Source organism: Amycolatopsis sp. NPDC033938 (genome assembly GCF_055575975.1).
In genome coordinates this window covers 338,611-357,333 of sequence record NZ_JBVIRO010000004.1, presented here as the reverse complement: position 1 = coordinate 357,333, position 18,723 = coordinate 338,611, and the positions used below count along the sequence as shown (strand labels likewise).

Here is an 18,723-nt window from a genome sequence, read left to right as displayed (position 1 = left end):
GGACCCTTCACTTACTAGACCGGTCGTCATAGTTTGAGCTACAGTCGGCCGCATGGTCCGCCGTACCGACACCCGGCAGCGCATGCTCGACTCCGCCGCCGAGCTCTTCCACCAGCAGGGCTACCACGCCACCGGTCTCAACCAGCTCGTCGCCGCCGTCGGCGCGCCCAAGGGATCGCTCTATTTCCACTTCCCCGGCGGCAAGGAACAGCTGGCCGCCGAGGCCATCCGCCAGTCCGCCGACCGGCTCTGCGATCAGCTGCGCACGATCGCCGCGAACTCGCCCGACATCGTCACCGGCATCGAGAACGTGGTCGAAGCGCTGGCGACTTCGCTGGAGGAGTCGGATTTCCAGCGCGGCTGCCCGCTCGCGACGATCGCGCTGGACGCGTCGGGTGACAGTGAGGCGATCCGCCAGGCCTGCGCCGACGGCTACACCTCCTGGCACACCGTCATCGCCGAGGCGCTGGACACCGACAGGGCGGACCACTTGGCGACCGTCGTCCTCGCCGCCATCGAGGGTGGCTTGCTGCTGGCCAAGACATTGCACGACACCGCGCCGTTGCGCGCGATGGCCCCTCATCTCCGCACCACACTCGAACGGGAGCTGCCCTGATGCGTGTCCACCACCTCAACTGCGGAACCCTGCGGCCCATCGGCGGCAAACTCGTCGACGGCAGGCCCGGCCTCTTCCGCCGCGCGGAACTGATCTGCCACTGCCTTCTGCTGGAGACCGAGACCGGCCTCGTGCTCGTCGAGACCGGCGTCGGCACGCCGACCGTCACCCGCCCGGCGGAATGGCTCGGGGCCGATTTCGTCCGCCTGATCAATCCGGTCAGCGACGACGATCTCAGCGCCACCACCCAGATTCGCAAGCTCGGCTTCGACCCGGCCGACGTGCGCGACATCGTGCTCACCCACCTCGACCTCGATCACGCGGGCGGGCTCGTCGACTTCCCTCAGGCGCGGGTCCACGTCCACGCGCGGGAGCTCGAGGCGCTGGAAAAGCCGATCGACCGCAAGGAGGCGAGCCGCTACCGGAAGGTCCAGTTCAGCCACGGCCCGGATTGGAAGTCCTACCGCGCAGACGGCGAGCCGTGGTTCGGCTTCGACGCCGTTCGCGAACTCGATGGGGTGCCGGACGTCCTGATCATCCCGCTCGCCGGGCACACCCGCGGGCACGCCGGGGTCGCGGTCGACACCGGCGACGGCTGGCTGCTCAACGCCGGGGACGCCGTCTTCCACAACGGCGAACTCGAGGAAAAGCCTCACATCCCCTTCGCACTCGGCTTCTTCGAGTCGTACATGCAGACGGAGAAGACGGCACGACTGGACAACCAGCGCCGGCTGCGCGAACTTGTGAGTAACAACGGTGACGAGGTGACGGTCTTCGCCGCGCACGACGCCACCGCATTCGAGCGGCTCAGCCAGAGGAGCAGGATATGAAGGTCCACCACCTGAACTGCGGCACGATGCGCGCACCGGGAGGGAAACTGCTCGACGGCCAGCCGGGATTGCTGCGCCGCGCGGAGCTGGTGGCGCACTGCCTGCTCATCGAGACCGGCGACGGCCTCGTGCTGGTGGACACTGGATTCGGCCGTCAGGGCGTCGCCCGGCCAGGCGACTGGCTCGGCACGCCGTTCACCCTGATGGTCGGCGCGAAGCCGGTGGAGGAGGAGACGGCCGCCCACCACGTCGAGGCGCTCGGCCACAAACTGGAGGACGTGCGGCACATCATCTGCACCCACCTCGACGTCGACCACGCCGGCGGGCTCGCGGACTTCCCGAACGCCGTCGTGCACGTCCGCACCGCGGAACACGACGCGGCGACGTCACCGTCCAATCAGAGCGAGAAACTCCGCTTCCGCGCCAACCAGTTCGCCCACCGTCCACTGTGGAGCAAGTACGACGAGGCCGGCGACGAGTGGTTCGGTTTCCAGGCCGTCCGCGAACTCAAGGGGCTGCCGCCGGAGATCCTGCTCGTACCGCTCGCTGGGCACACCAAGGGACACACCGGCGTGGCTGTCGACACCGGTGACGGCTGGCTGCTGCACGCGGGCGACGCGTACTTCTTCCACGGTCAGCTGGATCCGGTGAAACCGCACTGCCCGCCGGGGATGACCGCGTTCCAGAACATGGTGCAGACCCTGCGCAAACCGCGGCTGGAGAACGTCGAGCGGCTGCGCGAGCTGAGCCGAGAACACGCCGACGAGGTCACCGTGTTCTCGGCACACAGCCCGGTGGAGTACCAGTCACTCAGCCGCGGATAGGAGTGGTCAGCCGACCGGCGGCTCGGCGAGCTGCCGGTCCTCTTCCTTGTGCGTGGCCCGCATGATGAGCCAGTTGATCCCCCAGAGCACGACGCCGACGCCGAGCAGGATCGCGGCGACCTTGTAGTCGCGGGCAGGCCGCCCGGACAACGGCGTCACCAGGTAGACACAGAAGATCGCGGCGAGCACCGGGACGATGGTCGGCGCGCGGAAATGCTTGTGCGCCGACTTTTCCTTGCGCAGCACCAAGACCGCGACGTTGACGATGGCGAAGACGGCGAGCAGCAGCAACGCCGTCGTGCCGCCGAGCACGCCGATGTCCACAAAGGAGACCAGGCCGATCGCGATCAGGCTGGTGAACACGATCGCCACCCACGGGCTGCGGCGGAACGGGTGCACGATGCCCAGCTGCTTCGGGATGATCCGCTGGTTCGCCATGCCGTAGAGCAGGCGGCTGGCCATCAGCATGTTGATCAGCGCGGAGTTGATCACCGCGAAGAGACCGATCGCGGAGAAGACCTCGCGCGGGAAGCCGGGCGCTCCGACGTCGAGCACCTTCAGCAGCGCGCTGCTCTTGGCCGCCGCCAGATCGTCCGCGGGGACCAGCAGCGAAGAGGTCACGGAGACCATGATGTAGATGGTCGCGGCGATGACCATGCCCCACAGCATCGCCTTCGGGAAGATCCGGATCGGGTCCTTGCACTCCTCGGCCATGTTCACCGAGTCCTCGAAGCCGACCATCGCGAAGAACGCCAGCGACGTCGCCGAAGTGATCGCCACCAGCATGGTCTGGTTCTCGGTGTCGAACTCGACCAGCCGCGAGGCGTCCCCGTTGCCGTTGAGCACCGCCCAGACGCCGACCCCGATGATGATCAGCAGGCCACCGATCTCGATGCAGGTCAGCACCACGTTGGCCTTCACCGACTCGGAGACCCCGCGGAAGTTGATCAGCGCGAGACCGATCACGAACAGGATCGCCACCCACGGCATCGGCGCGGTGATGAACTCCTTGAGATAGGTGTCACCGAAGGCCTTCGCCGCCGACGAGGCCGACGTGATCCCCGAGCACATCACCGCGAACGCCACCATGAAGGTGAGGAAGCGGATCTTGAACGCCTTGTGCGTATAGAGCGCCGCACCCGCCGCCTGCGGGTACTTCCCGACCAGTTCCAGATAGCTGAACGCGGTCATGAACGCGACCACGAACGCGATCAGGAACGGCAACCAAAGCGCGCCGCCGACCCGGCCCGCCACCTGACCGGTGAGGGCGTAGACGCCCGTCCCGATGATGTCCCCCACCACGAAGAACAGCAGGAGCTTGGAACCCATGACCCGTTTGAGGCTCGGCTGACCGGTCGGACCGGTCTCTTCTGTTGTCGTGTCCGCCATGCGGCAATAGTGTGCCGCATCACCTCTGTGGCCGACAGTCCGATTTGGTCAGTTCTTCGTCACGGGTTGACGAAACGCGCTTCGGGGTAATCCGCTCAGTTGGCGTCGACCGCGGTCTTCACGAGCGGGGCCATCATCTCCTGCGTCATCTTCGTCGGCCCGGTGTAGTTGATCAGCACCGGAACCTCGTTCACGAGTTCGGCGGCCGCCAGCGTCGCGGTCTTGTTCTCGTCGGTGTAGTAGACGGCGCCCTCGCCGACACCGGCGACGTCCTTCGCGCCCGGCTTCGCCTTCTTCAGCGCGGCGACCATCTCGGCGGGCTTGATCTTGTTGCCCTCGAAGCGGGTCACCGCGAGCGCGCCGATCTGCTTGCCGGCGGCCGAATAGACACAGCTCTTGGCCTTGCCACCGTTGGCGGCGTTGTCCTGCACCGGTCCCGGCGCCGAAGTGACGCCTTCGAGCGAGACGGCCTTCCCGACGGCCTCGGCGGGCAGCAGCGCGCACGGCTCCTTCGAACCGGCGCCACCGGTGGGCGCGGCCGAGGAACTCGGCGCGGCGGAGGGCGACGGGGCCGGGGCCTGACTCGACGGCTTGGCCGCGTTGTCCGACTTCTCGTCCCCGGACGAACAGGCGGTGACGGTCGCGATGACAGCGGCGAACAGGACGATCGCCCGTGAAATACGCATGGGCCCGACGATAGCCCCGGCCGATCAGTCCACCGGGGCCCGGTACCGCCAGAACGACGGGATCAGCAGCGCCGCCGCGATGACCAGCACGATGACCAGCACGCCGCCGCCGGAAGCCGCGGCGGCCGTGCCGACCCCGGCGGCCGCCCAGCCGTGGGTGAGATCGGCGATCCTCGGCCCGCCCGCGACGACGACGGTGAACACGCCCTGCAGCCGTCCGCGCATCTCGTCGGTGGTGGCGATCTGGAGGATCGACATGCGATAGATCGCGCTGACCATGTCGGCCGCGCCGGCGAGCGCCATGAAGAAGACGGCCAGCCACAACGACTGCGCGAGGCCGAAACCGATGACGGCGGCGCCCCAGACACAGACTGCGATGATGACGCCGAGCCCCTGCTTGCGGATCCTGGTCAGCCAGCCGGAGAAGAGACCGATCAGCATCGCGCCCGCCGGGAGCGCGGCGTACAGCCAGCCCAGGGCCGGGCCGCCGCCCGGCGGGTCGCCGAAGGTGCGCTCGGCCATCTCGGGGATCAGCGCGCGCGGCATCCCGGCCACCATCGCGATGATGTCGAGGAGGAACGAGGCCAGCAGGATCTTCTGCGTCGCCAGGTAGCGGAAGCCGTCGATGATGTCGCGGAGCCCGGCGCGGCGCGCGATCTCGCCGAGCGGCGGGATCGGGGGCAGCTTCCAGACCGCGACGAGGGTGGCGGTCAACGCGATGACGTCGATGAGGTAGAGCGTCGAGAGGCCGAGGACCGGGATCAGCGAACCGGCGAGCAGCGGGCCGAAGACCGCGCCGAAGGTGGCCATCGTGCTGCTCAGCGCGGTCGCGGACGCGATCAGGTTGTCCGGCACCAGCCGGGCGACCACGGCACTGCGAGTCGGCATGTTGATCGCGAAGAACGCCTGGTTGACCGCCAGCAGGACGAGCACGAGCCAGACCGAGCCGACGTTCAGGAACGCCTGGAGCCACAGGACCGCCGAGGTGACGGTGACCCCGACGTTGGTGACGATGAGGAGCTTGCGCCTGTCGACGGCGTCCGCGATGGCGCCACCCCAGAGGCCGAACACGAGCAGCGGGACCAGGGCGACCAGGCCGGTCAGGCCGACATACGCCGACGAACCGGTGAGGTCGAAGACCTGTTTGGGGACCGCGACCGCGGTGAGCTGGGAGCCGATGGCGGTGACCGCGGTGGACAGCCAGAGGCGGCGGAACGCGGGGATCTTGAGCGGGCGGGTGTCGACGACGATCGAACCGAACAGCTTGCGGACACCCTTGCGCTGGTCAACCCCCACGTCGTCACTCACAACCCGACAGCTTAGCCGCGCTAACTAACCACTCGCGCGCGATTTAAGTCACCGGGTGGCTGAAGGGCCCTTTCCCCGCGTGAGACGCGGCGAAGGGCGCTTTCGCCGCATCTCACGCGGCGAAGGGCCCCTTCAGCCCCCTCCGCAACCGCACCGAGACTCGGCGACCCCACGGTCTCCCGGGAGCGCGCCAGCGCGACAGGGAGACTTCACCGTCGCGCGCCCTCTTTTGGGCCGAAGGCCCCCGGAAACGCGATGAAGGGGCGCCTTCCCTCTCAACGTGACGTTGATGCGGAACGGCGCCCCTTCGGCGCGTTTGCGGAAGCGCGCGACAAAAATTACGGCGCGACGCGCTCGATCTGCCAGCCGTCGTCGGTCCGGACGTAGCGGAGCCTGTCGTGCATGCGGTCCTCGCGGCCCTGCCAGAACTCGACGACGTCGGGCCGGATGCGCCACCCGCCCCAGTGCGGCGGGACCGGGATGTTCTCGACGTCGGCGAAGCGGCGCTCGATGCCGTGAAGCGCGGTGTCGAGGGCACGGCGGCCGTCGACGACGCGGGACTGCGGCGAAGCCCAGGCCCCGAGCTGCGAACCCCGCGGCCGCGACCTCCAGTACTCGGTGGTCTCGGCGACGTTGACCTTCTCCACCTCGCCGCGTACGTGGACCTGACGCTGCAGGGGGTACCACGGGAAGGTGACCGACGCGTAGCGCGTCGCGGTCAGGTCGTGGCTCTTCGTCGACGTGTAGTTCGTGTAGAACACGACGCCGCGTTCGTCGAGGCCCTTGCACAGGACGGTCCGGGAGGACGGCCTGCCCTCCGGGTCGGTCGTGGCGAGCACCATCGCGTTCGGTTCGGCGACTCCCGCGGAGACGGCCTGGTTCAGCCAGTCCTGCAGCTGCGCGAACCACGTCTCCGCCAGCGCGGACTCGTCGAAGGCGCCTCCTTCGTAGGCCACTCGCATTCCGGGCAGGCGCACGACGGCGTCGTCGTCCACGCCATCCTTGATCTCCGGCATCATCCGCCAAACCTCCGTACCCGGTCGGGGCATCTGTGACTTCGGCTTTGCCGCCGACGGTATTGCCTCGGACGCGGCGGCGAAACCCACTGAACGGTGACTCCCGCCACCCGGGCGCGGTCATCAGTGTGTAACCGCTGGACCGCAAGCCGTAACCCGGTGGTTACCTGCCGGACCCTGATCGATAAAGGCCGGACCTACTTTCGGCGTGCTCTCCTTCCCCCACCACCACGGAGGCAGGTTCATGACCGGCACGCTGCCCACCACCGGATCTCCGGAGACCGCTCCGCCGAAGCGCACCTACGCCCCGCTCGCCGCCAACGAGAACCGCGAGGACTACTCACTGCGCTTCGCCCCGCACTCGTTCCGCCGCTGGTCGCCGTTCGTCGTCGCGACGACGGCGCTGGGCGGGATCGCCTACCTCGCCGACTTCGCGATCGGCGCCAGCATCGTCCTCTCTTACGGGTTCACCTCCGGCGTGCTCGCGATCCTCGCGGCGGCCTTGGTCATCTTCGTGACCGGCGTCCCCATCGCGCACGCGTGCGCGAAGTACGGCGTCGACATGGACCTGCTGACGCGCGGAGCGGGCTTCGGCTACTTCGGTTCGACGCTGACGTCGCTCGTGTACGCGAGCTTCACCGTCATCTTCTTCTCGCTCGAAGGCTCGATCATGGCGCAGGCCTTCCAGCTGGCCTTGAGCATCCCGCTGCCGATCGGCTACCTGCTCTCGACGCTGATCGTCCTGCCGTTCGCGCTGTACGGGATGGGCGCGGTCGCGAAGATGCAGGCCTGGACCCAGCCGCTGTGGATCGCCGGACTCGTCCTCCCGTTCGTGGTGGTCGCGATCCGGGAGCCGGGCAAGTTCGCGGAGTTCGCCTCGTTCGGCGGGACCGAGGGCGCGGGCTCCGGCTTCTCGGCGATCGGGTTCGGCTTCGGCATGGGGGTCGCGCTGTCGCTGATCGGGCAGATCGGCGAGCAGGCCGACTACCTCCGGTTCATGCCGGAGAAGACGGACTCGAACAAACGGGCCTGGTGGGGAGCCGTTCTCGCGGCAGGCCCCGGCTGGGTGGTGCTCGGCGCCGCCAAGCAGATCGGCGGCGCGCTGCTGGCCTTCCTCGCCCTCGGCGTGGTCGGGAAGGCACACGCGCTGGAGCCGATCGCGCCCTACCTGGAGGCGGTCAAGCCGGCGCTCGGCCCGGCGGCGCTGACCTTCGCCGCCCTGTTCGTCGTGGTCAGCCAGATCAAGATCAACACGACGAACGCCTATTCCGGATCGCTGTCGTTCGCCAACTTCTTTTCCCGGGTTCTGCACCGTCACCCGGGCCGGGTCTGGTACGTACTGGTGAACTGCGGGATCGCGCTCGCCTTGATGGAATTCGGCGCGTTCGCCTTCCTGAACAAGATCCTCGGCTTCTACTCCAACGTGGCAATCGCCTGGATAGGCGCGGTCTGCGCGGATCTCGTCATCGTGAAACCGCTCGGCCTCTCACCGAGGTACATCGAATTCAAACGGGCTTATCTGCCGAAGATCAACCCGGTCGGATTCGGTTCGATGATCGTCGCGTCCACCATTTCGATCGCCGCCTATTTCGGCGCTTTCGGACAATTCCTGTCCGCATTCAGCCCGTTGCTCGCGTTGGTCGTCGCGATGGTGCTCGTCCCGGCCATCGCCATCGCCACGAAGGGCAGGACCTATCTGGCCCGTCCTAATTCTGTCATTCGACAGAAATTAACGCCGGAGGAACTCCGCGCGACACATATCTGCTCGGTGTGCCAGGACGAGTTCGAACTGCCCGACATCGCCGACTGCGCGAAGCAGTCCGGAGCCATCTGCTCGCTGTGCTGCACGCTCGACGCGACCTGCCACGACATGTGCCGGACAGCGGGACCGGTGGACCTGCCGATGCCCACGATGCCGGCGGCCCGTCCGTGAGACGCGGTGAAGGCCGCCGCCGGAATCCGGCGGCGGCCTTCACCTCTGGCGAGGTCGCGTTGTCAGTTCGTGACAGTGAACTCCGCGCGAACAATCCAGCCCCAGCAGTCGTAGGACGCCGTGTACCGGCCCGGCACCGTCCCCACGGGACCGTCGCCGCGCAACGCGACACCGATCCCGCCGGTGCCGCCGTCTCCCACTACGCGCAAGGGAATCGGCGCCGCGAGACCGTCCGCGACGAGGGTCGTCGCGAGCTCCCCGGCACCCGACGGGCGCAGGCAGTAGATATCCGCGGTCACCGTCCCACCTGCGACGACGCTGCCCGGACTGATGACGAGACTGGACGGTCTCGTCGCGTTCGCCGGTCCCGCTCCGACCATCGTGGACACCAGCGCCGCACCCGCGACGCACAACGCGGCCGAACGAATTTTCATCTTCCACTCCCTCCAGATCGGCCGGCTGGGATTCACCGGCCACCTGGTGTACGCGCGCCGCCGTACCCCGGGTTGCCCACCGGTCCAGACCTCGCCCCTTGGGGCGGAACGGGCCGGATTTAGCAGAATGTGACAGCAAATCGAGCAAAGAGCCGATGATCACACTAGGTAGACCTTGCGCCGCTCGATAGGATCGCCGCCGAGGGCAACGGGGTGATCACCTCTATCCAGAGTGTTTAGAGGTTCAGGGTGGGACGGCCGGGTGTGCGGCCGCTCCATCCGCTTATTGCCGGCCGTACTTCCGCCAGGGAGTTCGACGCCGGTCGATCACTCCTGCGCTCGAGCCACCGGAACTTTCCAGGCCCGTGTTACTCCCCTTCCCCAGGAGTGCGTTGTGATTTCCCGTTCCCGCCGTCTCATGACGGCGTTGCTGTGCGCCATTTCGTTGGCCGGTGTGACAGCCCTTTCGGCTTGTTCGGACACCAGCACAGCCGCTTCCGGCACCAAGGTCACCATCGGTTACAGCGCTTGGCCGGGCTGGTTCCCGTGGGCGGTGGCCCAGGAAAAAGGCCTTTTCGAGAAGAACGGCGTGAACGTCGACCTGAAGTGGTTCGACAGTTACACCGAAAGCATCAACGCACTTTCCTCCGGCGCGATCGACGCCAACAGCCAGACCCTCAACGACACCCTCGCCTCGGTCAGCGGTGGCGCGAAGCTGTCCGTCGTCCTGGTCAACGACAACTCCACGGGCAACGACAAGATCATCGCCCGTGAGGGGATCACCGGTGTCGCCGACCTCAAGGGCAAGAAGGTCGCCGTCGAGCAGGGCACCGTCGACCACTACCTCCTGCTGCTCGCCCTGCAGGAGGCGAAGCTGACCGAGAAGGACGTCGAGCTGGTCCCGCTGCTGACCGACGCCGCCGCGGCCGCCTTCGTCGGCGGGCAGGTCGACGCCGTCGCCGCGTTCGCCCCATTCACTTCGAAGGCGCTCGAGCGCCCCGGCAGCCGCGCGATCGCGACGTCCGCCGAGTTCCCCGGTGCCATCCCGGACCACCTCGTCGTTTCCGAGAAGATGTCGAAGGAGCGCAAGAAGGAGGTCCAGGCGCTGGTGACCACCTGGTTCCAGACGATCGACTGGATCAAGCAGAACAAGGACGAAGCCGTCCAGATCATGGCGAAGCGCGGCGCCGTGACGACCGACGAGTACAAGACCTACGACGCCGGCACCACGATCTTCACCAAACAGCAGAACCTCGACGCGTTCACCCCGGGCGTCACCCCCGCGCATCTGAACTTCCAGGCGGGCAAGATCGCCGACTTCATGGTCTCCACAGGGCTGGCCCCGGCCCGGCCCAACATCGACGGGCTGTTCGACGACCAGTACGTCAAGTCGGTGCCGTGAGCACCACGGGCTCGGCGCGTTCGTCCGTTCAGCGGACGGAGACCGCCGAAGAGGCCGAAGCGCGTCACCTCGACGACGAGCAGCGGCTCGCCGAAGCGCAGGAGGACCGTCGGCGAGGCGGCGCGCGGCCGGACTGGTCGCCGCTGCCCCGCCGGGCAGGCCTCAAACCGAACGCCTCCCCGCTGTTCTCCCTCAGGACGCCGATTTCCGCGCGGTGGCGGTGGACGCTGGCGGTCCTGTCGTTCGCGATCCCGCTGCTGATCTGGGTGACGCTGAACGCGCTGCAGGTCGTCAAGCCCCTGTTCCTGCCGACACCGGTCGCGGTGTTCGACGCGCTGGTGAAGATGATCGAGTCGGGCGAACTGTTCAGCGACCTCTGGGCGACCACCCAGCGGGTGCTGCTCGGCTTCGGGCTCGCGGTGCTCGTCTCGGTGCCGCTCGGCATCGTGATGGGGACCTTCAACGCCGGGCTGGCGCTGTTCGAGCCGGTCATCGCGATGCTGCGCTACCTGCCGGCGAGCGCGTTCATCCCGCTGTTGATGATCTGGCTCGGTCTCGGTGAGCCGTCGAAGGTCGCCGTCCTGTTCCTCGGCACGGTCTTCTTCAACACGCTGATGACGGCCGACGCGGTCCGCGGAGTGCCGCGTTCGCTGATCGACGTGTCCTACACGCTCGGGGCGCGGCGCGGTGAGGTGCTGCGCAAGGTGATCGTCCCGCACGCGCTGCCCGGCATGATCGACGCGACCCGCGTCAACGCCGCGGCCGCGTGGAACTTCGTGGTGGTCGCCGAGCTGATCAACGCCACCGCCGGGCTTGGCCTGCGGATCATGCGGGCGCAGCGGTTCACCCAGACCGACCGGATCTTCGCGCTGCTGATCGTGATCGGCCTGCTCGGCCTGATCATCGACGTCGCGCTCCGGCAACTGCGGACGCGGGTCGGGAAGTGGGCGGCGTGACACTGGAACTCAAGGGCATCGCCAAGGACTACACCGCCGGAGGCAAGACCACCCGGGCACTCGACGGGATCGACCTCGACATCGCGCGCGGCGACTTCGTCTGCGTCGTCGGCGCGAGCGGGTCCGGCAAGTCGACCCTGCTCTCGCTGATCGCCGGGCTGACCGAACCGTCCGAGGGGCTGATCACCCTCGACGGCGACGCGGTGACCGGGCCGGGCCCGGATCGCGGACTGGTCTTCCAGCACGGGGCGCTGTATCCGTGGCGCTCGGTGGAGAGCAATGTCGCGTTCGGACTCGAACTGCTGAGCCTCGACAAGGCCGAACGCGCTCGCCGGGTGGACTGGTATCTCGAGGAGACGGGGCTCGCAGGGCTGCGGAAATCGTTGCCCAAGCAGCTTTCCGGCGGGCAGAAGCAGCGGGTCGCGATCGCGCGGGCGCTGGCGTGCGAGCCAGCGGTGCTGCTGCTCGACGAACCTTTCGGCGCGCTCGACGTCCAGACCAAAGAGGACATGCAGGTCCTGATCCGCCGGATCTGGACCGACACCCAGACGACGGTGCTGATGGTGACCCACGACGTCGAAGAGGCCGTGTTCCTCGGGCGGCGGGTCGTGGTGCTGGCGTCGGATCCGGGCAGGGTCGCCGCCGATATCGTGGTCGATCTACCCGGTGAGCGCGACCTCTCGGTCAAACGCGCGCCGGAGTTCCTCGCGCTGCGCGCGTCCATCGAAGACCTCGTCCGGGAGCAGCACCGCGGACATCTCGGGCGGAGTTGAGGAGAAAGGTGACCATGAGGCACGGGAAAACGCGGCCGGAGCGTAAGTCGCGCTCCGGGTTTCTCGGCAGACTCGGCATCCGGGGCAAGCTCAACCTGCTCCTGATGTTGCCGCTGACCGCGGTGGTCCTGGTGTCGGTGCCTTACGTCGCCGGGGAAATCGACGACGCGCGGTCCGCCCGCACCACGGCCGACGTGGCGGCGCAGGCTCGCGCGCTGGGCGCGCTGGCGTGGGAACTGCAGCGGGAACGGTTGCTGACGGCGCACTACATCGCGTCGACGTCGGCGGGCAGTTCGGCGATGGTGCGGCAGCAGGGTGTCGTCGCCGACACGGTGAACCAGGTCCGGGCACAGCTGAGTTCCGACGCGCCGGAAGAGCTCGCCGCCGCGCTGGTCCGGATCGGTTCGCTGGACGAGATCCGCGCGAACGCGCTCCGGCGCGGCGCCTCACTGGACAGCGTGGCGCGGACGTACCACGCGGTGATCGACGCGGTCATCAACGCGCTTCGCCTGGTGCCGCAGCAGACCAGTGACGCGGAGGGCACCCGTCAGCTGACGGCGCTCGACGCGCTGCTGCGCGCGAACGAGGAGTACTCGTTGCGCGGTATGGCGTTGATCATCGTCCTGGTCACTCCCGAATCCGGGGAGCCGGTGCTGGACGACGCGAAACAGCAGGCGTCGCTGTTCCTCGAACGATTCGTGCAGCAGGCCGACGTCACGCAGTCCACCGAGGTCGTCTCGGTCGACCAGGGCGAGACGGGCCGCCGGGTCGACGCGCTGGAAGCCAAGATCCCGCAGGCCAGGACGCCGCAGGCGGTGCAGGCGATACTGCCGGACATCCTCGGTGCCGTCGAAGCCCAGTCGAACCAGCGACGGCTCGTCCAGGACGAGGTCACCGCCGGTATCGCCGACGCCGCGACCGCGCGAGCCGACGCCGCGCAGAACCTGGCGTGGACGATCGGTATCGGCGCCGGTGTGCTGTTCCTGCTGGTCGGTGGTCTCGCGATCGCGGTCAGCCGGTCGATCGCGGATCCGCTGCGGAAGCTGACCACGGCGGCGACGTCGGTCGCCGACCTCGCGAGTACCGAACTGGTCCGCGTCTCCGACACCGAACAGGCCGAAGAACTCGCGCCCCGGCTCGCCACCATCGACGTCTCCTCCCAGGACGAACTCGGGAAGCTAGCCGAGGCGTTCAACCGGGTCCAGGCGACCGCGGCCGAACTGGTGGAACGGCAGGCCGTCACGCGGCGCAACGTCGGTCTCATGTTCGCGAACGTCGCGAAGCGGACGCAGAACCTGGTCGGCAGGCAGCTGGCGCTGGTCGACGAACTGGAGCGCAACGAACAGGACGTCGCCCTGCTGGCGAGCCTCTACCGGCTCGACCACCTCTCCACCCGCCTGCGCCGCAACGCGGACAACCTCCTCGTCGTTTCGGGAAACCGGGACGAAGCAAGGATCTCCGGTCCGATCGAGCTGTCGACGGCGCTGCGTTCGGCGCTCGCGGAGATCGAGGACTACCAGCGGGTCCGGCTCGGCTCGATGGGCGACGTCCTGCTGTCGTCGCCGTTCGGTTCGGACCTGGTGCTGATCTTCGCCGAACTGCTGGAGAACGCGACGTCGTTCTCCCCGCCGGAGTCCTTTGTGGACGTCGGCACGAAGGTGCTGCCCGACGGCTCCTGCCTGATCGTGATCGTGGACCAGGGCATCGGCATGACCGAAGAACGGCTCGCCGAGGAGAACCGGCGGCTGGTCGAACGCGAGCGGCTCGAACTGGCGCCGACCAGTGTGCTCGGCCTGTTCGTGGTCGGCCGCCTCGCGCGGCGGCACGGGCTCAAGGTCGAGCTGACCGAGACCGAGGCGGGCGGGGGCATCACGGCGCGGATCACCGTCCCGCCGAATCTGCTGACCTACCGCGCACCGGTGCAGAAGAGCGTTCCGCCGCCCGCTTGGCCGACGGCGGAACCGGTCGACGAGCCCGCCCAGCCCCAAGCGCGGGAGAAATCGTCCGCCCGGGAGCTGCCGACGCTGGCGATCGCCGGGATGATCCCGCGCGACGGCCAGCGCCCCAAGGACTTCCGGTGGTTCCGTAAGACCGACGGGGAGATCGCGGAGCCGATGCCGGAACCCACGCCGATTCCAGCCCCGGCCCCGGCCCCGGTGTACCAGGCGCCCGCGCCGACGCTGACCGCCGCCGATTCCGGGGAGACCCGCGGCGGACTGCGGCGGCGGGTCAAGGGCGCGCAGCTTCCCGGTGCCCCCGAAGCACCGTCGCGGCAGAAGTCCAGGCATGATCCGGAGGCGGCCAAAGCGGCCTTCGACGGCTTCGAAGCAGGGCTCGCGAAGGCCACTGGGACTTCTTCGAACACTGGGACTCCAACTAACACCGTGCCGCCCCAGGCTTCGCCGCCACCGGTGAGTCCACCGGCGGGCAACCCGATGCCGATGCCGACCCCGACACCGGTGCCCGCCGCTTCGCGCGGCGGTCTCACCCGGCGGGTCCCCGGTGCCCAGCTGGCACCGGGCCTGGCGAAGGGACCGGCCGCGCGCCACCAGACCGCGCGGGCGGCACTGAACACCACCAAGCCCAAGGGCATGCGTGACCCCGAGGCCGAGCGTGCCGCGTTCGACGCCTTCAGTGACGGGTTGGAGAAAGCCGTCAACCCGGCGATGGAACAGAGAGAGAAGAGCAAGAAATGACGACCGGAGTCAGCGTCGAAGCCCGGAACTTCAACTGGTTGGTGACGCGCTTCGCGCAGAACACGGCGAGCGCGATGGGCGCGATCGCCGTCTCGGCCGACGGCCTGCTGATCGCGATGTCGTCCGAGCTGGAGCGCGCCAACGCCGACCGGCTGGCCGCGATCTGCTCGGCGATGCTCGGCCTGGCGCACGGTGTCTCCGAGAGCCACCCGCTCGGTTCACCCGACAAGATCATCATCGAGCTGGAACAGGGTTACCTGCTGGTCTGCACGATCAGCATCGGCTGCTCGCTCGGCGTGCTCGCCACGAAGCAGGCCAGCCTCGGCACGATCGCCTACGAGATGGCGATGTTCGCCAACCGCGCCACCGAGGTGCTCACCCCCGCGCTGATCGAGGAACTCAAGAAGAGCGTCGGCAGCTGAAAGGACGAGGGGACAAGGGAATGAGCGACGATCAGGTACCTCGCCCCCGGGGTGGCGAGCAGGACATTTCGCTGCTGCGCCCGTATCTGCTCACCGCCGGCCGCGCACAGCCGGTGGACGGCACGCTCGAAATCGAGGCTCAGGTGCTCACGAGCAGACTCGGGGCGGCTTCGCAGTCGAGGCTGACCTTCGAACGACGGGAGATCGTTTCCCTTTGCCGGGAAACGAAATCCGTCGCCGAAGTGGCGGCGATGCTCGGCCTGCACATCGGCGTGGCCAGGGTGCTCGTGGCGGACCTCGCCGCACTCGGCTACGTCGTACTCCGACGGCCGACCGGAACCCTCACCCAGGACCTCGGCATGATCGAAAGGGTCATTCGTGGACTCGAAGCAATTCGCTGAACCGGCGTCGGCCAAGCCGCCGACACCGGTCAAGATCGTCATCGCCGGCGGGTTCGGGGTCGGCAAGACGACCACCGTCGGGGCGATCTCGGAGATCAAACCGCTGACCACCGAGGCGGCGATGACCTCGACCGGGGCGGCCGTCGACGACGCGGGCGGAGACGTGCCGTCGAAGACCACCACGACCGTGGCGCTGGACTTCGGCTGCATCACCATCGACGAAGAGGTGAAGCTGTACCTCTTCGGCACCCCGGGCCAGGACCGGTTCGGGTTCATGTGGCACGACCTCGTGCTGGGCGCGCTGGGCGCGCTGGTCATCGTCGACACCCGGCGGCTCGACGACTGCTATCCGGCCGTCGACTACTTCGAGAAGGCCGGATTGCCGTTCGTCGTCGGGGTGAACGTGTTCGACGGTTCCCTCAAGCACGACCTCGAGGATGTGCGGTGGGCGCTCGCGGTGAGCGACGACGTCCCGTTGATCACCTTCGACGCGCGGCAGCGGCTTTCGGTCCGTGACGCGCTGCTGGCCGTCCTGCACAACACCTTCCGCCGGGCCTCCGCCGCCTCCTGACGAGGGACAAGGCAAATATGGCTCAGCTGCCGTGAAGGGACCCTTACCTACCCTCACGGTAGTGAAGGAGGCCTTCACTACCTGGCGACAGGCATGCACGGTCCTGAAGGGGGTCGTGAGTGGCAACGAGGGCTCAATTGAGGGGTAAGGCAACCTGGCGTAATCGGCTCGCTGCCTGATGGCAGGCGAGGAGCTCCCGGCTGAGGCGGGGCACGTCGCGCGACTGTCCACAAGGGACATCTTTCGGAGATTCGGTGTCCGGTTGATGGCGCTATGTGCGGTTCCGCGTGGGGGTCGTGAGTGGCGAATAGGGTTAGAACCCTCATTGCCACTCACGACCCCCCGCGCAGAACCGCGCAAGTCGCGCAAGTCGGACAAATTTCTTCCGAAAGCGTCCTTTGTGGACACTGGGGGGCGCGGCCCGGCTTCCGTCAGTCAGCCCGGTCCTGCGCCGGGGCACGCCATGCCCCTCGATAAAACCCTCATTGCCACTCACGACCCCCCGCGCAGAACCGCGCCTCAGCGGGGAGCTCCTCGCCTGACGCCAGGCTTCACGACTTTCGGGGTAGGTAAGGGAATCTTCACGGCAGCCAGCCGGCCACTCCACCTTTGCCTTACCCCTGCCACTCAAGACCACCAGAGGACGAAACGCGGGCGCCTCAGGCCGGCCGGGTGATGGCGGCGAGCATCAGGGCCCGGAGTTCGGCTGCGACGTCGGCGACGGGTAACGGCGGCGTGTGCGCCTGCCACTCGCGCAGCAGCCCGGTCGCCGCGCCCACGAGCGCGACGGCCGTCAGATGGTAGTCGCGGTCCGGCGCGACGCCGTGCAGGGCGGCGTGCCGGGCTTCGGCTTCGATGAACGCGGCCCACCGGTCGACCCATTCCTGGTGCTGCGCCTCCAAAGCGGCGCTGACCCCGACCGCCTCGACGTAGTTCAGCCGCGGCATGCGCGGATCCGAGGTCACCGTGCTGACGAAGACGTCGAGCAGGGTCCCGATCCGGGTGACCGCGTCGGCGTTCTCCAGCCGGTCCAGGACGCCGGTGACGTGCTCCAGCGCGAGGGCGTTGATCCGCTCGTGCAGGGTCAGCAGCACCTGCTCCTTGCTCTCGAACTCCTCGTAGAAGTTCCGCGTCGAGACGCCGGCTCGCGTGCACAACTCGGTGATCTTCGCCTGCTGGTAGCCCGTCGAGGTGAACAGGTCCAGGGCCGCGGAAAGCAGGCGTTCACGCCGTTCGGCGCGCCGCTGCTCGGGTGCGACCCCGCCGTACGTGCGGGCCACTCGACCTCCCCCGATTCGGTAATAGGGATTGCCAGATGCTACCAACACCGCCTACATTGCGAAAATCTTAATTACCAAACTGGAGGCAACGGTGCTTCGGACAGTTCTGGTCGCAGCTCTCACCGCCGCCCTGATCGGCGCCCCGGCCGCGCAAGCCGCGCCGAGCGCGCCGGGGGATCTGGTCGAATACAAGCCGGTCATCGCCACCGCCCCGGCGAAGGCCTGGAAACTCCTCTACCGCTCCACCTCGGCGACAGGGCAGCCGAACACGGTGTCGGGCATCCTGCTCGTCCCCCACACCCCCTGGACGAACGGGCCGCGCCCGCTGGTCACCTACGCCGTCGGCACCCACGGTCTCGGCGACCGCTGCGCGCCGTCGACCCGGCTGACGAACGGGTCCGAGAACGAAGTCCTCCTGATGAGCCAAGCACTTTCGCGTGGCTGGGCGGTCGTCGTGACCGACTACGAAGGCCTCGGCACCCCGGGCACGCACACCTACGCCGTCGGCCAGTCCGAAGGCCGGGCCGTCCTCGACGCGGCCCGCGCCGCCGCGAGGGTGCCCGACGCCGGCCTGTCCAAGACCGGCCCGGTCGGCGTTTTCGGTTACTCACAAGGCGGTCAGGCCGCGGCGTTCGCGGGCGAACTGCAGCCGTCCTACGCTCCCGACGTCAACCTCGTCGGCGTCGCGGAAGGCGGGGTCCCGGCGGATCTGAACGCGGTCCTGAAGTTCAACGACGGCGGTCCGGCGTTCGGTCTGGTGCTCGGTGCCGCTGTCGGCTACTCGACGGCGTACCCGGAACTGCCGTTCAACGACGTGCTCAACGCGAAGGGCGAGCAGGCCGTCGCGAAGGTCAAGGAAGCGTGCACCGTCGAACTCGGCGCGGCGGCGCCTTTCGCTCGGCTCAACGACTTCACGACCGTGCCGAATGTTTCATCCGACCCGCGCTGGCAGGCCCGGCTCGGCGAGAATCTGGCGGGCAAGACCAAGCCCGGCGCGCCGGTCTACCTGTACCACGCGTCACTGGACGAACTGATCCCGCTGTCGGTCGGCAAGGGGCTGCGTGACCGCTACCGCGCACTCGGCGCCGACGTCACCTGGCAGGAATTCCCACTGCTGGAACACATCGGCGGCGTCTCCACCGGCGGCCCGGTCGCGATGGCCTGGCTGGGCACGAAGTTCTGACGG

At 68.1% G+C, this 18,723-nt stretch carries 18 protein-coding genes; 12 read left to right on the top strand and 6 right to left on the bottom strand.

Annotated features, from left to right (window positions below):
• The first annotated feature begins 52 nt into the window (after positions 1-52).
• The 3 genes from ACZ5ZX_RS14515 to ACZ5ZX_RS14505 are packed head-to-tail and all read left to right on the top strand — an operon-like array spanning position 53 to position 2,270.
• A complete protein-coding gene (locus ACZ5ZX_RS14515; protein ID WP_465502459.1) occupies positions 53-616 on the top strand; it encodes a TetR/AcrR family transcriptional regulator in 564 nt (187 codons plus the stop codon).
• Positions 616-1,446, top strand: a complete 831-nt coding sequence (locus ACZ5ZX_RS14510) for an MBL fold metallo-hydrolase (RefSeq protein ID WP_465502458.1) — start codon at positions 616-618, stop codon at positions 1,444-1,446. The genes ACZ5ZX_RS14515 and ACZ5ZX_RS14510 overlap by 1 nt, the downstream gene beginning before the upstream one ends.
• Positions 1,443-2,270, top strand: a complete 828-nt coding sequence (locus tag ACZ5ZX_RS14505; protein WP_465502457.1) for an MBL fold metallo-hydrolase — start codon at positions 1,443-1,445, stop codon at positions 2,268-2,270. Before ACZ5ZX_RS14510 ends, ACZ5ZX_RS14505 begins: the two co-directional genes overlap by 4 nt.
• 6 nt (positions 2,271-2,276) lie before the next feature.
• Here the strand turns inward: ACZ5ZX_RS14505 and ACZ5ZX_RS14500 are convergent, their stop codons facing one another.
• The 4 genes from ACZ5ZX_RS14500 to pdxH all read right to left on the bottom strand — a co-directional run bounded on the left by ACZ5ZX_RS14500 (position 2,277) and on the right by pdxH (position 6,672).
• Positions 2,277-3,659: an APC family permease gene (locus tag ACZ5ZX_RS14500; RefSeq protein ID WP_465502456.1), complete on the bottom strand. Its 1,383-nt coding sequence runs from the start codon at positions 3,657-3,659 to the stop codon at positions 2,277-2,279.
• 95 nt (positions 3,660-3,754) lie between these two features.
• Positions 3,755-4,345 (bottom strand): DUF3558 domain-containing protein, encoded by a 591-nt coding sequence (locus tag ACZ5ZX_RS14495; RefSeq protein WP_465502455.1) that lies wholly within the window; start codon positions 4,343-4,345, stop codon positions 3,755-3,757.
• 24 nt (positions 4,346-4,369) lie between these two features.
• Positions 4,370-5,653 carry an MFS transporter gene (locus tag ACZ5ZX_RS14490; protein WP_465502454.1) on the bottom strand — a complete coding sequence of 428 codons (1,284 nt, stop codon included), beginning with the start codon at positions 5,651-5,653 and terminating at the stop codon, positions 4,370-4,372.
• Between the two features lie 338 nt (positions 5,654-5,991).
• On the bottom strand, positions 5,992-6,672 hold the full coding sequence (gene pdxH, locus ACZ5ZX_RS14485; protein ID WP_465502453.1) for a pyridoxamine 5'-phosphate oxidase: 681 nt from the start codon (positions 6,670-6,672) through the stop codon (positions 5,992-5,994).
• Positions 6,673-6,913: 241 nt separating this feature from the next.
• Between pdxH and ACZ5ZX_RS14480 the strand changes: the two genes are divergently transcribed.
• Positions 6,914-8,602, top strand: a complete 1,689-nt coding sequence (locus tag ACZ5ZX_RS14480) for a purine-cytosine permease family protein (protein ID WP_465502452.1) — start codon at positions 6,914-6,916, stop codon at positions 8,600-8,602.
• 62 nt (positions 8,603-8,664) lie between these two features.
• Here the strand turns inward: ACZ5ZX_RS14480 and ACZ5ZX_RS14475 are convergent, their stop codons facing one another.
• On the bottom strand, positions 8,665-9,036 hold the full coding sequence (locus ACZ5ZX_RS14475; RefSeq protein WP_465502451.1) for a hypothetical protein: 372 nt from the start codon (positions 9,034-9,036) through the stop codon (positions 8,665-8,667).
• A 394-nt stretch (positions 9,037-9,430) separates the two neighbouring features.
• On the opposite strand from ACZ5ZX_RS14475, the gene ACZ5ZX_RS14470 reads away from it, so the two are divergent.
• From ACZ5ZX_RS14470 to ACZ5ZX_RS14440, 7 genes are read left to right on the top strand one after another with little or no spacing between them, the layout of a single operon-like run.
• Complete coding sequence (locus tag ACZ5ZX_RS14470; RefSeq protein ID WP_465502450.1) at positions 9,431-10,438, top strand: ABC transporter substrate-binding protein; 1,008 nt, start codon at positions 9,431-9,433, stop codon at positions 10,436-10,438.
• Entirely contained in the window at positions 10,435-11,394 is a 960-nt protein-coding gene (locus tag ACZ5ZX_RS14465) for an ABC transporter permease (RefSeq protein WP_465502449.1), read from the top strand. The genes ACZ5ZX_RS14470 and ACZ5ZX_RS14465 overlap by 4 nt, the downstream gene beginning before the upstream one ends.
• Positions 11,391-12,167 (top strand): ABC transporter ATP-binding protein, encoded by a 777-nt coding sequence (locus ACZ5ZX_RS14460; RefSeq protein ID WP_465502448.1) that lies wholly within the window; start codon positions 11,391-11,393, stop codon positions 12,165-12,167. Before ACZ5ZX_RS14465 ends, ACZ5ZX_RS14460 begins: the two co-directional genes overlap by 4 nt.
• A gap of 14 nt (positions 12,168-12,181) precedes the next feature.
• Positions 12,182-14,863 (top strand): sensor histidine kinase, encoded by a 2,682-nt coding sequence (locus ACZ5ZX_RS14455; protein WP_465502447.1) that lies wholly within the window; start codon positions 12,182-12,184, stop codon positions 14,861-14,863.
• The gene (locus ACZ5ZX_RS14450) at positions 14,860-15,285 is read left to right on the top strand and encodes a roadblock/LC7 domain-containing protein (protein ID WP_005156032.1); all 426 of its coding nucleotides are present in this window, start codon (positions 14,860-14,862) and stop codon (positions 15,283-15,285) included. Before ACZ5ZX_RS14455 ends, ACZ5ZX_RS14450 begins: the two co-directional genes overlap by 4 nt.
• A 20-nt stretch (positions 15,286-15,305) precedes the next feature.
• Positions 15,306-15,686, top strand: a complete 381-nt coding sequence (locus tag ACZ5ZX_RS14445) for a DUF742 domain-containing protein (protein ID WP_465502446.1) — start codon at positions 15,306-15,308, stop codon at positions 15,684-15,686.
• Positions 15,664-16,257 carry a GTP-binding protein gene (locus ACZ5ZX_RS14440; protein ID WP_465502445.1) on the top strand — a complete coding sequence of 198 codons (594 nt, stop codon included), beginning with the start codon at positions 15,664-15,666 and terminating at the stop codon, positions 16,255-16,257. Before ACZ5ZX_RS14445 ends, ACZ5ZX_RS14440 begins: the two co-directional genes overlap by 23 nt.
• A gap of 659 nt (positions 16,258-16,916) precedes the next feature.
• Here ACZ5ZX_RS14440 and ACZ5ZX_RS14435 read toward each other — a convergent pair.
• The gene (locus tag ACZ5ZX_RS14435) at positions 16,917-17,537 is read right to left on the bottom strand and encodes a TetR/AcrR family transcriptional regulator (protein ID WP_465502444.1); all 621 of its coding nucleotides are present in this window, start codon (positions 17,535-17,537) and stop codon (positions 16,917-16,919) included.
• A 91-nt stretch (positions 17,538-17,628) separates the two neighbouring features.
• Between ACZ5ZX_RS14435 and ACZ5ZX_RS14430 the strand changes: the two genes are divergently transcribed.
• Positions 17,629-18,720: a lipase family protein gene (locus ACZ5ZX_RS14430; protein ID WP_465502443.1), complete on the top strand. Its 1,092-nt coding sequence runs from the start codon at positions 17,629-17,631 to the stop codon at positions 18,718-18,720.
• Positions 18,721-18,723 lie beyond the last annotated feature (3 nt).

Coding starts and splice junctions, on each gene's coding strand:
- ACZ5ZX_RS14480 (WP_465502452.1), top strand. CDS start 6,914: ATGACCGGCACGCTGCCCACCACCGGATCTCCGGAGACCGCTCCGCCG.
- ACZ5ZX_RS14505 (WP_465502457.1), top strand. CDS start 1,443: ATGAAGGTCCACCACCTGAACTGCGGCACGATGCGCGCACCGGGAGGG.
- ACZ5ZX_RS14450 (WP_005156032.1), top strand. CDS start 14,860: ATGACGACCGGAGTCAGCGTCGAAGCCCGGAACTTCAACTGGTTGGTG.
- ACZ5ZX_RS14445 (WP_465502446.1), top strand. CDS start 15,306: ATGAGCGACGATCAGGTACCTCGCCCCCGGGGTGGCGAGCAGGACATT.
- ACZ5ZX_RS14495 (WP_465502455.1), bottom strand. CDS start 4,345: ATGCGTATTTCACGGGCGATCGTCCTGTTCGCCGCTGTCATCGCGACC.
- pdxH (WP_465502453.1), bottom strand. CDS start 6,672: ATGATGCCGGAGATCAAGGATGGCGTGGACGACGACGCCGTCGTGCGC.
- ACZ5ZX_RS14500 (WP_465502456.1), bottom strand. CDS start 3,659: ATGGCGGACACGACAACAGAAGAGACCGGTCCGACCGGTCAGCCGAGC.
- ACZ5ZX_RS14510 (WP_465502458.1), top strand. CDS start 616: ATGCGTGTCCACCACCTCAACTGCGGAACCCTGCGGCCCATCGGCGGC.
- ACZ5ZX_RS14475 (WP_465502451.1), bottom strand. CDS start 9,036: ATGAAAATTCGTTCGGCCGCGTTGTGCGTCGCGGGTGCGGCGCTGGTG.
- ACZ5ZX_RS14455 (WP_465502447.1), top strand. CDS start 12,182: ATGAGGCACGGGAAAACGCGGCCGGAGCGTAAGTCGCGCTCCGGGTTT.
- ACZ5ZX_RS14515 (WP_465502459.1), top strand. CDS start 53: ATGGTCCGCCGTACCGACACCCGGCAGCGCATGCTCGACTCCGCCGCC.